The sequence below is a fragment of the Microcoleus sp. K4-B3 genome, from assembly GCF_036704615.1.
GTDB lineage: Bacteria > Cyanobacteriota > Cyanobacteriia > Cyanobacteriales > Microcoleaceae > Microcoleus.
This window is the reverse complement of sequence record NZ_JAUBSF010000032.1, coordinates 20,120-32,806: the sequence shown is the minus strand read 5'-3', so window position 1 is coordinate 32,806 and position 12,687 is coordinate 20,120. Positions and strand designations below refer to the sequence as shown.

At 42.7% G+C, this 12,687-nt stretch carries 11 protein-coding genes; 2 read left to right on the top strand and 9 right to left on the bottom strand.

The annotated features are described in order from the left end of the window. Positions 1-23: 23 nt before the first annotated feature. From QUA78_RS15775 to radA, 9 genes are all read right to left on the bottom strand, one after another. Positions 24-5,684, bottom strand: coding sequence for an AAA family ATPase (locus QUA78_RS15775; protein ID WP_333302175.1), 5,661 nt, complete (start codon positions 5,682-5,684; stop codon positions 24-26). Positions 5,685-6,396: 712 nt separating this feature from the next. Beyond that, the gene (locus QUA78_RS32885; RefSeq protein WP_445302359.1) at positions 6,397-6,603 is read right to left on the bottom strand and encodes an IS1/IS1595 family N-terminal zinc-binding domain-containing protein; all 207 of its coding nucleotides are present in this window, start codon (positions 6,601-6,603) and stop codon (positions 6,397-6,399) included. A gap of 76 nt (positions 6,604-6,679) precedes the next feature. Beyond that, positions 6,680-7,084 (bottom strand): TIGR02588 family protein, encoded by a 405-nt coding sequence (locus QUA78_RS15770; RefSeq protein ID WP_333302174.1) that lies wholly within the window; start codon positions 7,082-7,084, stop codon positions 6,680-6,682. Then, entirely contained in the window at positions 7,081-7,935 is an 855-nt protein-coding gene (locus tag QUA78_RS15765; protein ID WP_333302173.1) for a TIGR02587 family membrane protein, read from the bottom strand. Before QUA78_RS15765 ends, QUA78_RS15770 begins: the two co-directional genes overlap by 4 nt. A gap of 79 nt (positions 7,936-8,014) precedes the next feature. Then, positions 8,015-8,254 (bottom strand): type II toxin-antitoxin system HicA family toxin, encoded by a 240-nt coding sequence (locus tag QUA78_RS15760; protein ID WP_333302172.1) that lies wholly within the window; start codon positions 8,252-8,254, stop codon positions 8,015-8,017. Next, a complete protein-coding gene (locus QUA78_RS15755; protein ID WP_333177424.1) occupies positions 8,254-8,478 on the bottom strand; it encodes a type II toxin-antitoxin system HicB family antitoxin in 225 nt (74 codons plus the stop codon). The genes QUA78_RS15760 and QUA78_RS15755 overlap by 1 nt, the downstream gene beginning before the upstream one ends. Before the next feature lie 31 nt (positions 8,479-8,509). Next, positions 8,510-8,893, bottom strand: coding sequence for a type II toxin-antitoxin system VapC family toxin (locus QUA78_RS15750; RefSeq protein WP_333302171.1), 384 nt, complete (start codon positions 8,891-8,893; stop codon positions 8,510-8,512). A 5-nt stretch (positions 8,894-8,898) separates the two neighbouring features. Further along, positions 8,899-9,120, bottom strand: a complete 222-nt coding sequence (locus QUA78_RS15745; RefSeq protein WP_333302170.1) for a type II toxin-antitoxin system prevent-host-death family antitoxin — start codon at positions 9,118-9,120, stop codon at positions 8,899-8,901. A gap of 45 nt (positions 9,121-9,165) precedes the next feature. Beyond that, entirely contained in the window at positions 9,166-10,722 is a 1,557-nt protein-coding gene (gene radA, locus QUA78_RS15740; protein WP_333398896.1) for a DNA repair protein RadA, read from the bottom strand. Positions 10,723-10,885: 163 nt separating this feature from the next. Here radA and rpaB point away from each other — a divergent pair, with 163 nt between their 5' ends. Continuing rightward, positions 10,886-11,617 (top strand): response regulator transcription factor RpaB, encoded by a 732-nt coding sequence (rpaB, locus tag QUA78_RS15735; RefSeq protein ID WP_071587789.1) that lies wholly within the window; start codon positions 10,886-10,888, stop codon positions 11,615-11,617. Positions 11,618-11,777: 160 nt separating this feature from the next. Next, positions 11,778-12,428 carry a cofactor assembly of complex C subunit B gene (locus QUA78_RS15730; RefSeq protein WP_333303844.1) on the top strand — a complete coding sequence of 217 codons (651 nt, stop codon included), beginning with the start codon at positions 11,778-11,780 and terminating at the stop codon, positions 12,426-12,428. The last annotated feature ends 259 nt before the right edge of the window (positions 12,429-12,687 follow it).

Genomic DNA, 12,687 nt, shown 5'->3' with positions numbered 1-12,687 from the left:
TGGCAGCGAGCACAAGCTCTATCTCACTTTTGCAGAGTTCCCTGCTTGAGTGGAATCTCAATCACGAATTCTGCTCCCTGTCCAAGCGCGGAAATACAAGTCAGCCTACCATGATGTTTTTCTACTACAATCTGGTAGCTAACAGCCAATCCCAAACCAGTGCCAGAGCCGACACGTTTTGTAGTAAAGAAAGGGTCAAAAATCTTCTGGCTTACTTCCTCTGTCATCCCCGCTCCATTGTCGGCAATCCGAATTTCTACTTGGTTACTATTTATAACACTGGTACGAATACGAACTTGTGATTTTTTCTTAGCCCTTGATGCTATAGGAGAAGTCGCTAATGATTCCTCTATAGCATCAATCGCATTGCTGAGTATATTCATAAATGCTTGGTTCATGAAGCCGGCGTAACATTCTATTTCAGGGAGATCACCATACTCTTTGATAATTTCAATCCCAGGATGGTCGGGCTTAGCTTTTAGCTGATTTTGCAACAATAGCAGAGTGCTATCGAGTCCTTCATGGATATCTACTCGTTTCATTCCCGCCTCATCCAATCGCGAGAAATTCCGCAGCGACAAGACAATCTGGCGGATGCGTTCTGCCCCTTGCTGCATCGACTCAAGCAGCCTAGGAAAATCGGAAATTAAGAATTCCAGATCGATACTTTCTGCAAAATTCAGAATTTCAGGAGTTGCATTAGGCAATTGATCCTGATAGAGATTCAGCAACCCCAGCAAGTCATGAAAATAGTCGCTAGCGGGGGTAAGATTGCCGTAGATAAAGTTAATTGGGTTGTTAATTTCGTGAGCTATCCCAGCAACCATTTGCCCCAGACTTGACATTTTTTCAGTTTGAATTAGCTGAGTCTGTGTCGCTTGCAATTCTTTTAGGGTAAGTTCAAGTTGAATTGCTTGTTCTCTCAGCAGGCTATTTTTTTGTTTTAACTGCTGAGTCCTCTCTTCTACTTTTTGTTCAAGCGTTTGGTTGTAATCCTCTAATTGTTCATTAGCTGTTTTCAAGTTTTGAGTAGCGGTTTCCAATCTCCCATAGAGCATCGCATTTTTAAGGGATATAGCTATCTGTGAAGAAAGTATTTTTAATAATTCCAGCCTTTCCATTGTAAAGGCACCTGTTGTTATATTATTTTCCAAATAAAGAATACCAATTAGCTTGCCTTGATTAATAATAGGCATAGATAATATTGACTTGGGTTTTGTTTTTAGGATGTAAGGATCGTTTATGAATCTTTGTGACACTGAGGCATCATTTAAAACCACATTTGCTTTAGTTATGCCTACATAATTAATTATGGTAATGGGCAGATTATCACTGTTTTCGACGGGTGATGCTGAACACAATACAACCATATCTCTATCCACAACACCTGTAGCTTCTATCACTAACTTTCCATCTTTTTCTAAGATCAGGCACCCTGTTGTAGCTCCAGCATTTTCCATCACAATTTTAAGTAACTTATCTAGCAACTTATCAAGAACTATTTCTTCAGCCAAGGCTAGATATGCTTTGTTCACAGTGGACAAATCCAAAACCGCCGAATTTCCTCCAATGGTCGATGTTGTTGTTCTATTAATCTCTATGCCTCTGGATTCTCGCACCAGAATCTCGGAAAATACCAAAGGATATCTAGACTCTAAATCTTTAACTTTAGTTTTTGCTCCCCAACGAATATACCCATAGTAAGCTTGTGTCAGATAGATTCGAGCAAAATTCTCTCTTCCTAGGAAGAAATAAAACTCGGCTGCTAGTTCCGATGCTAGTGCTTCTTCCTGAATGTATCCTTGTTCTTTAGCTCCTGCTATAGCTCGATCGTAATATTCCATTGCTTCTACAACTTGCCCTTTAATCCGTGCTTTCTCAGCCTCCACAAGCTCATACTTATGCTGGAAGTTAGAGGGGGCATGAAATGCCCATTTCTGCATTTTTTGTTGATTAGCATCTACAATAGCAAGGTATTCCTGTTGAGCCGAGATTGAAACTTGAAAATACTGCGCAAGGAGAGCCAGCGAATAATAGAAGTTGTGAGGAGCTGAAATTACCATGCTCATGACGCTGACTGCGTGTTCTGCTGCTAAACAGGCGTTAGCAACAGCATTTGTAGGTTCTTTAAATAGATAAAAGAGAATCGTCTTGGCGAGATAAGCAATAAATAGCAAAATTCTATTGTTAGTTTCAATTAAAACAGGCAACATTTGTGTTTCATTAAAACTCTTGCCAACTAACAGAAATTTCGCCTCAGCTTCATTTTTAAGATTGAGAGTCAGTTGGTGGAAGATCTGGATGTAGTAGATAGAATAGTCTTGTTTGAGTTTGAAGACTAAATTAAGATATTGCTCTTGCTCTTCTTCTACTATATCTAATCGCTCCCCCGTCAAAAAGATGCCAGAGCAATAGACAGTAGCATTATAGCCCGCATACTCTATATCTCCAGTTTCCAGCCCACTTTGCAGCCCCTCTCGTAGTGATGTTAATGTGTCCTTAATATGAACCTTCCAGGGCTTGATTATACCATCAAATAAATTGCATACTTTACATTGAAGTTCTCTAGCATTAAATTTATCCAACAGCTTTAAAGCTAGCTGACCTGCATGATAGGCTGCATTTATATCCCCAGTCATTGAATATATAAAATTTCCATAAAAAGCATAAGCAAAAGCAGCCAGTGAGGAATGACCCCGTTCAACACAGAGCCTCGTTTGGGTAAGTACAAGCAGGGGCACAATATCTGGCTTGACTGTGCAAGCAGAAGAAATAACGCTCATCAGTATCCGCAAGGCTGCTAATTGATACGGGTCTGTCATCTCTGGGATATTATCTAAGTCTGCGAGGTTTGGCAATTCAACCACAAAACCCGCGCCACCTTCGTCATTTGACAAAGAGACACCCAGCATATCCAGCACTGACAGCCCAGTATCAATGGCTTTTAACATCTGATTTTGAGCCATATAATACTGGATTTGTAGCTCGTATACTTTCACTCTTTCGAGCAGGGTGCTAGCTTGTTTCAAAACAACTTCAGCAAGAGCCGCTGACCTTTCGTAATTCGTAGTAAGATATTCTGCTTCTACGGCTTCTACATAAAGTGCTAGAGTCAGATCGTAGTTACTCTGCCAACTATTTTCTGTTAATAGTTTTAACCCTACTCTTAATTGCATGACAGCAGCTTCATAAGCTGACGCTGCTTTGGCTTTTTTACCCGCCATTAAATTCAATTGAGCCAACTTGTATTTTTCTTCTAGATCGGTAATTAATTCTACTCCGATATTTAGCTGATTAACTATATCAAATACATTTTCTTCTAGTGCATCTTGATGTGTATTATGCAACAATAGTTGACCAATTTTTAGGTGCGTAGCTTTTTGCTCCTCAGAAGGAATCAGAGAATAAGCCGCTTGCTGCACGCGATCGTGCAAAAATTTGTAGGATACTTTGTAAGTATTAATTTCTGATTGGGTTTCTCGATCGCTACCCATTACCAATGACTCATTACTATTGAAGAGTAAAGGAAGTTTATAGGCACTTTCCCCGATGGGTAAAATTAGGGCTTCCTGAAGCCCATCCCATAAAGCAGATGCCGTTTCTGATATAGATTTTTCACTTACTATTGCTAAAACGTCTAAATTAAACCTGTTGCCAATACAAGCTGCTAACTTGAAAACTTTCTGGGTGTTGAGAGGTAGTTTTTGAATGTTCCTAGCTATGAGTTCGACGACATTATAATCTGCGATCGCAATACTTTGAATTTGCCCCATATCCCACTGCCATCTGCCCATCCTGAAGTCAAATGTCAACTGTTTTTCTGCGTAAAGGGAGGTGAGAAATTGAGTTATAAAAAAGGGATTACCTTGAGTTTTATTGTAAACTAACTCAGCTAATAAGTTGCAATTTTCTATTTCATTGTTATTGTTTTTAGCAAGCAACCTTTCTTTCTCAATTTCTCCGTGTGGCTCGGAAAAACAAGTAACAGGGGGGACTGGTGATGAGCAGTTGTCACCCAACGTGTCAGCAACTAATTGATTTACTGTACTAAGTGTCAACGGTTGGAGGACGATCTTATTTATTATTGCTCCGCATGAATAAATACTATCTAAAGTCTGCATTAAAGGATGAGTTGGGCTGACTTCGTTATCTCGATAGGCTCCAATTACCAATAAATATTGACTATCTCGGTCAGTTAGCAGCACATGAACCAATTTCAAAGAAGCTGAATCTGCCCACTGCAAATCATCTAAAAATAAAACTAGCGGATGTGCTTTTTGGGTAAAAATATGAATGAATTGTTTAAAGACAAGATTGAAACGGTTTTGTGATTCGCTGGCTCCTAATTTAGAAACTTCAGGTTGCTCACCAACGATCAATTCCAATTCGGGAATAACGTCAATTATCACTCTAGTATTTTTGCCTAAATCATTTAAAATCTTCTGTTTCCAAAAGTTGATTTTTTCCGGGCTTTCTGTTAATACTTGGCGAATTAGTTCTTCAAAAGCTTCAATTAAGGCTCCATAGGGAATATTCCGTTTAAATTGGTCAAACTTACCTGCGATAAAATAACCCCTTGCTCCGACAATGGGTTTGTGAATTTCATAAACTAAGCAAGATTTACCTATTCCTGAGTAACCGGAAACTAGCACGATTTCGGCTGTTCCAGCGCTAACTCTGTCAAAAGCATCCATTAGATTGGCTACTTGTGTTTCTCGTCCGTACAGTTTTTGTGGGATCAGAAATTGACCGGACTTATCACGCTCACCCGGAATGAAGTTAGAATTTTTGCCAGTTTGTTGTAATTGATTTAGACATTGTTCTAGATCCGCTTTCAGACCATAACCACTTTGATATCTATCCTCAGCAGTCTTGGCTAATAATTTCATCACTATGTAACAAATTGCTTTGATAATCTTATCATTTTGAAGTTTAAATGTGGGATTATCGCTCGTAATTTCTAGTCGGCTGTTTTGCTCTTTTGCCATAATTTCCCAGAGTGGGATCGGCTGTTTCGCGATGTGGCAGTGAACTAATTCCATCGGATCTGTAGCCTTAAATGGTAATTCACCGCACAGCATTTCATAGAATGTGATACCTAAAGAATAGAAGTCGGTGCGGTAGTCAATTGAGCGATTCATCCGCCCTGTTTGCTCTGGCGAGATATAGGCGATTGTGCCTTCTAGTAAATTGGGATGGCTGAGTGTTTGGGTTTCTCTCGACAAGCGCGTGGCAATGCTAAAGTCAGTAATTTTTACTTCTAGCGTAGCAGGAGTGATGATGATATTTGTCGGCTTAATATCTTTATGAATAATTTTGTTATCATGCAACTTACCCAGAGTATCTGCTAACTGAATAGCAATTGTTAAAAAGTCTTTGAGTTCAAGTTTGCGACCATTCAAAAAGTTTTTGAGGGCTTCTCCTCTTGAATCTTCCAATATCAGTGCCAGACCATGATGATGATTTTCCAATCCATAGGGCTTGACAATACCTTCTAAATTGAGATGTCGGGAGATTTCATATTCATGTCTTAATTGCATAATCTCTTCGAGAGTAGGATACTCTGCGATCAGGGCTTTGATAATCACAGAAGTCTGATCTTCCCTCCTCTCTGCGCGATAAACTACTGTATTTAAACCCTCATTAATTTTTTCTATTAGTTTGTAATTTTCCTTGATATTCATAAATATTGAACCTCTCTTAACAGTATTTGATGCTGTGCGAAAGTAAATAGTGGGGGCAGTTTGGCTAAATATGGTTTTGTTTCTTTAATTAATAATATTGAAACCCTAAAAAAATATTTTTTCGTTAACTAGCTTAAAAAAGTCTGAACTTTTGTAAAACATATTACCCTTTTTATCTAAGTTTTATATTTTTGATGATATCACATCCCGCAGCTAAGTAGACAGGCGCAAAAAAATATAAATAGTCTATAGGGGCAGGTTTAGCCCGTAATCATTGCTAGGAGAGATTTTGCCCTTTTAAAACCCGCCCCGCCCACCTTCGTTTACAGCGGTTTTCAACCGTATTAGGTACAGTAACTACAAGGAGTGAACGAATTTGTGAGAGATTTGAGAGCGATCGAGTCGAATCCGTCCACAAGTGCTGACTCTCAGGTGTAATTACTTACGTGCAGCAACCGAACGTAGATATCCTTTTAGCTGAGACTCTTCTGTTTTCAATCGGATTTAAATCGGGAGAATAACGAGACAGGTAAATAACTCGCTTCTCCTACGGATTCAATCAACCAGGCTTCGGGGTACCCCAGCATATTTCTCATTAACGTAGGTTTGGAGCCAGTGCTGAGAAATGTGGATCGCACGAGCAATCTCGGCAAGTGAAATACGTTCTAACAACAATCGATCAATTAGTTCTCGTGTCTGCTGGTCAATCACCTTATAAATGCGGATGTTCAACGAATTGCCGATCGCACTTAACACACTTAAACCGCTGTTTACTGTTGTGAATGCGACAGTTTTTGACTGTCTGGCAAGAAGAACAGTTAGGAAAAAGAGGCTTTGTAAGCGATATATTAGCAATAACTACTGCTAATATAGCATCATTAGTTCTAGGGTACTCCGAGAAAAACCTGGTTTTTTTCATAATCGCTAGAAAATCACAACCGTGCCATCTGGCATTTTGTACATCACTACAATGTATCATTACTTTTTTAGCACTACTAAGGCAGTTTGTAACTGCTCGATCGCACAATCAACTCACCTTGACGCGGATCGCGGCTGAAGATAAAAGCTCCTTCTTGAGTTTCGCCGCTTGACAAAAAATCAATTTGTTGGTCGCCGGATTCCAAGACTTCGCCGTTAACGCGCAGTTCGGCAATAATTTGCACTGATTCTGCCGTTTCGCCGCCCGTGTTGGTCACTGTAAACGGTACGTAAAATTGCCCTTGATTTTCGCGAATTGGCGTGTTGCGAGTGACAGAAATAATCGGAGGTTCTTGCTTTTTAGTCAGCCAGTTGTAGAGTACGAGCCCGGTGAGGGTAAAAAGGATGAAGCAGGCGATCGCAAATGTCACCCATTCAGCAGGAGTTCTTTTTTGTTGCTGTTCGTTATTACTTTCACTCATACCGCCAACCTCCCTGCCGCGCCGCCAATAGTCGCCGGCAATCCCAATACTAACGTATAGCTCAACCAAATCGACCACGGATCGTCAAAACTGAGTTTTTGGAAGAAAAACATCATAAATGCAGAAGCCGCCAGCGACACTAAATACGCCATGACAGTTTCGCTGAGGGGATGCTGAAAAATCCCTTGCTGTTGCTGCCGTTTGGCTTGATAAGTAAAGCCTGCTACAAATACAATACCGTAGGAAATTAGCAGCGAAGCGGCGATAATTGCTAATTGCCAAGGCGGTGAAATACCTGCCGCTAGCATGGGAATTTCGTCAGTTGGGGCGATATTGAAAGCAATTATCATCGCGCCGATTAAAGTAGCGCCGATATCTGCTAAAGTTGGATTAATGGTAGGTTCCTTTTCGCTGTCTGAACTTTGATAGCGATCGCCGCTCAAGAAACCGCTTGCCAGGGCAACTCCCAAGGCAAACGGGAGACCTTCAAAGATGATTTTCCCCAAAGTTTGTTGCAGCGGAGTCTCCACCGTAATTTCCCTGAGCAAAAACAGGACAAAAGCCGCGCAGACAATGCCGATCGCGATCGCTTCTACGGTATCGATTGCAGCATCTAGCCAGCGGATGTCCTTTGTTTTGCGAAAACCTTCAGTGCGAGTCAGCAAGAAAACGACGATAAAAGTAGTTGCGATCGCGATCGACATTTCCGCTGATGTAGTATACGAACCGATCCACCAAACCTCCATCGTATAAAGCAGGGGAATACCGAACAAAAAGCCGCCAGATGCGCCTCGAATGATGTCGTTTAGTTCATTTGACCACTGATTTTTGCGTCTTTTTAATTTGTTCATTTTTTAGTGAAAACGTACCTCAAAAAAGGCAATCTATAATTTGACATATTTCAAGTGTTATCGTAGATAGCATCTGCACTCAACTTTGTGCATAAGCTATTAAAAATTCCTCTCTAGAAATTCCCGCCTGAGTACAAATTGCTCTCAGTGTCCCTGATTTTATTTGATCGTGGTTAGGCATTACTAACGGAGTCTCCGTGCCATCCTGATTCTCTCGCACCATGACAATATGTTCGCGTTCTCTAATAATCCGAAAACCCAACAACTGAAATGTTCTGATGACTTGTCTTTTAGAAGCATCGACAGGAAACTTTGACATTAAATAGCCACCTCTGCTTCTACTAAAAAAGTCTCGATCGCAGGTGATTCGTTTTCCATTGTTTCTTTGCCAAATACTTCGATGTAGCAACGAATAGCTGACTTGACATCAGCTAAGGCTTCTTCATAGGTGTCACCTTCACCAACTACGGCACCTTTGATACCAAGGGGATAGGCTACATAACCATCGGAATGTTTTTCAATGATGATTCTAAATTGTTTCATCTTCGCCTCTTTATTTTTAAACTAACTTAATTCACCACACCCGCGCGATCGCATAAGCATCAAAAATAGCATCAACGCTCAAAATCGGTATCTGTTCCGCCATAGATTGTGCAATTATCAGCCTGTCAAAGGGGTCACGGTGATGCAAAGGCAGTGAAGCCACAACCTCAATGTGGTCGAAAGTTATTTCCAGTATATCAATTCTATTAACTGCGATCTGGTGCTTGATAAACTCCATAAAAGGCATACTAAAAGTTAGCCTGCCTATACTATGTTTGATCGCCATTTCCCAGACGCTAGCTGTACTGAGGAGAATATCGTTCTCTCCGTTGTCAATTAGCGATCGCCCTGTTGCGGTGAGTCTCGAACTGTCTGTCGTATACCAAATAAAGGCATGAGTGTCCAACAACCTCATTCCATTTACTCCTTAAACTCTTCTAGCGGTTCGTCAAAATCATCGGACATCCAAACCATTCCTTTGGCACTTCCTGCTTGCCGATTGGGTTTAGCTTGTTTGGGAATTACTACCAATTTTACAACAGGCTGGTTATCTTGAGTAATCGCCACTTCTTCGCCTCTCATCGCCGCTTCGATTAATTCCAGAAGCTTTTCTTTTGCCTCAATAATGTCTACTTGATACATAATTCGTGCCTCCTTACTCTCAATTTCCAACATTACCATTCTAACTCAATTCAACAAATCATCTTCCTCCAAATCAACCGATTGCAACTCCATATCAACAGACTGCAACTGAGCTGGGGTAGCAGGAATCGCCGCAATAATTGCATCGATTACCTTCGCCACCGGAATAATCTCCATCCCTAACTCTGGTACGGGTTGATTCTTAGGAATAATCGCCCTTTTGAAACCCAATTTCGCCGCTTCCCTCAGCCGCAATTCTAATTGGGAAACCGGCCGCACCTGTCCTCCCAAACCCACTTCCCCGAGCAAAACAGTACGCGCATCGATTACCCGATCGCGAAAACTGGCCACAACGGCGATCGCAACTGACAAATCCGCGGCCGGTTCGTCCACCTTCAACCCGCCCACCGTCGCCAAAATCACATCTAATTTAGATAAAGGAATCCCCACCCTTTTCTCCAAAACAGCTAAAATTTGCTGCAATCTAGCATTGTCCACACCAGTAGTAGTACGGCGCGGCGAACCAAAACTCGCAGGGCTGACTAACGCCTGAATTTCTACTAAAATCGGTCGAGTTCCTTCGCAAGTAACAGTCGTCGAAGTACCGGGAGAAAATTCATCTCTATTCCCTAAAAACAACTCCGACGGGTTATCTACTTCTCGCAAACCGTTTGCTACCATTTCAAAAACACCGATTTCGTGAGTCGCGCCGAAACGGTTTTTCATCGATCGCAAAAGTCGATGAGAAGCAAAGCGATCGCCCTCAAAATAAAGTACAGTATCTACCAAATGTTCCAAAACCCTCGGCCCTGCCAAAGCTCCATCTTTCGTAACGTGACCGACAATAAATAAAGTAATATTTTCCCTTTTCGCCACCTGCATCAAAGCAGACGTACATTCCCGCACCTGAGCCACCGAACCCGGAGCCGATGTTAAACTAGCAAAATAAATAGTTTGGATGCTGTCAATCACCGCCACATTCGGTTTCAGCGCTTCCAACTCCCGCAAAACAACCTCTAAATCCGTCTCTGGAAGCAAATAGAAATTCTCCGCTGAATTGTCCTCCGAATCCTTTTTAGCTTCCCCGTTGCTGCCAGATTTATGCCCGCCGTTGCTTGACAACTCAACCGGATTAGCCACGCCCAAACGCTGCGATCGCAACTTCACCTGCTGGCCGGACTCCTCCGCACTGACATACAGTATCCGATCCTTGCGCGCCAACATATTCGCCACCTGCAACAGCAGCGTCGATTTCCCGATTCCCGGTTCCCCCCCAATCAACACCAGCGAGCCCGGAACAATCCCGCCTCCCAAAACTCGATCGAGTTCCCCGTAACCAGAAGGCCAGCGAGACTGAGTTTGGTCGGCAATCTGCGATAATCTGAAAGATACCCTTGGTTGACCCTTCGACTTATCAGGGGGCGAACCGCCCACTGTCTTAGTTGTCACCCCAGTTAAACCAGCCCGCGACACACCAGCAGTAGGTTGTTCTAACTGCTCGTCAAAAGAATCCCACTTCTGACAGCTAGGACATCTGCCAAAATATTGTGGTGAATCATAGCCGCATTCCCGACAAATATATTGTATTCGAGGCTTAGGCATTGTTTTATGATAAATAGTCACCCTTAAAATTTAGAAAAGTCTGAGTTAAAGCAATTATCAAGCTTTCAGACCGATCGCCACACATGATTCAATTTGTGTCTTCTATGATAGGGTACAAAAAATTAACATTATCTGAAATGTAACTTAAGGAGTGCTCGGTAACTTGGAAAACCATAAAGAAAAAATTCTGGTAGTCGATGACGAAGCCAGTATCCGCCGCATTCTGGAGACTCGCCTTTCCATGATTGGCTACGATGTCGTTACCGCTGCTGACGGCGAAGAAGCTCTCGAAACATTTCGCAACACCGAACCCGACTTAGTGGTTTTGGACGTGATGATGCCAAAGCTAGACGGTTACGGCGTCTGTCAGGAGTTGCGTAAAGAGTCAGACGTGCCCATCATCATGCTAACTGCTTTGGGAGACGTAGCCGATCGCATCACCGGTTTAGAATTGGGTGCCGACGATTACGTCGTCAAACCTTTCTCTCCCAAAGAACTCGAAGCCCGCATCCGTTCGGTACTGCGGAGGGTTGACAAAAACGGGGCGTCGGGGATTCCCAGTTCCGGAGTCATCCACGTCACCAATATTAGGATTGACACCAACAAGCGCCAAGTTTACAAAGGCGACGAACGAATTCGGCTCACGGGCATGGAATTCAGCCTGTTAGAACTGCTTGTCAGCCGTTCTGGAGAGCCTTTTTCGCGATCGGAAATTTTGCAGGAAGTGTGGGGATACACGCCAGAACGCCACGTAGACACCCGCGTAGTGGACGTTCACATCTCGCGGCTTAGGGCAAAGTTGGAAGACGACCCCAGCAATCCCGAATTAATTCTCACCGCCCGCGGCACAGGCTATCTCTTCCAGCGAATTGTCGAAATTGGAGAAGTAGGATAAAGTCAGTTGGCAGTTGGCAGTTGGCAGTTGGCATTAGTTAAATTACCAACTACCAATTACCAATGACTAATGACTAATGATTACTGACTGATGACTGTTGACTGTTGACTGTTGACTGTTGACTGTTGACTGCTGACTAATGATTACTGACTAATGACTAATGACAAAATCCGATCCCAATAGAGTTTTGCGGCAATTGCCCTTAGTTGCAGGAGGGTTAGCAGGTACGCTGCTAATGGTCAACCGCTTGCTGACAGAGCAAATCACAGATTCTCAAGCTCGTTCCGACGCTTTGGGAGTAATTATCAGCGCTCTGCTGATTTTAACAGGTTTGCTGTGGCAGCAGGTGCAAGCGCGATCGCCCGAGTCGGTAAAACTTATCGGCGAAGAAGGTTTTGAATTTGCGCCGGATTTGCCGGAGGCTGTGAAAATAGAATTAGCTTGGGCGTCGCGTTTGCTGTTGACAAATACCGCCACAAGGTCGATCGTAATTGTGTATCAGGGAAAAGTCCTATTGCGGCGCGGCATTTTAGGCATCAATCCCGAAGTCAAACCAGGGCCGATATTGCAGCGAGTGCTCGACAAAAATAAACCAGTTTATTTAGTAAATCTCAATATTTATCCCGGGCGAATTGAATTTGACTATTTGCCAGAAAATACTCAAGGAGTTATCTGTCAACCTATCGGCAGCCAAGGCGTTTTAATCTTAGGTGCTAACGCGCCCCGCAGCTACACCAAACAAGATGAAAACTGGGTTGAAGGGATTGCCGACAAACTCGAAAATACGATCGCTCAGCACCTAAATTCCTAACTTCGTTAATATTACCCACAGTCAGCGACAAGACAGTCGTTTCCCTACAATTAATCGAACGATAGTTACATCCGAGGGGGGCTCATGATTATTTTGGGTAGGGACACGGCACTGCCGTGTCCTCGGTTGCTAGTGCAACCGGAATTGATATTACATCTAATATCATGTCCGGTCGATCGCTTATATTTATTTGCGAGTGCTAGCTTCTGCGCGAGCGAGCGAGACGCTCGCACTCAAATGATAACTGATTAACCGGATA

Coding starts and splice junctions, on each gene's coding strand:
- QUA78_RS15745 (WP_333302170.1), bottom strand. CDS start 9,120: ATGTATCAAGTAGACATTATTGAGGCAAAAGAAAAGCTTCTGGAATTA.
- radA (WP_333398896.1), bottom strand. CDS start 10,722: ATGCCTAAGCCTCGAATACAATATATTTGTCGGGAATGCGGCTATGAT.
- QUA78_RS15755 (WP_333177424.1), bottom strand. CDS start 8,478: ATGAAACAATTTAGAATCATCATTGAAAAACATTCCGATGGTTATGTA.
- QUA78_RS32885 (WP_445302359.1), bottom strand. CDS start 6,603: ATGAAAAAAACCAGGTTTTTCTCGGAGTACCCTAGAACTAATGATGCT.
- QUA78_RS15770 (WP_333302174.1), bottom strand. CDS start 7,084: ATGAGTGAAAGTAATAACGAACAGCAACAAAAAAGAACTCCTGCTGAA.
- QUA78_RS15775 (WP_333302175.1), bottom strand. CDS start 5,684: ATGAATATCAAGGAAAATTACAAACTAATAGAAAAAATTAATGAGGGT.
- QUA78_RS15730 (WP_333303844.1), top strand. CDS start 11,778: ATGACAAAATCCGATCCCAATAGAGTTTTGCGGCAATTGCCCTTAGTT.
- QUA78_RS15760 (WP_333302172.1), bottom strand. CDS start 8,254: ATGTCAAAGTTTCCTGTCGATGCTTCTAAAAGACAAGTCATCAGAACA.
- QUA78_RS15750 (WP_333302171.1), bottom strand. CDS start 8,893: ATGAGGTTGTTGGACACTCATGCCTTTATTTGGTATACGACAGACAGT.
- QUA78_RS15765 (WP_333302173.1), bottom strand. CDS start 7,935: ATGAACAAATTAAAAAGACGCAAAAATCAGTGGTCAAATGAACTAAAC.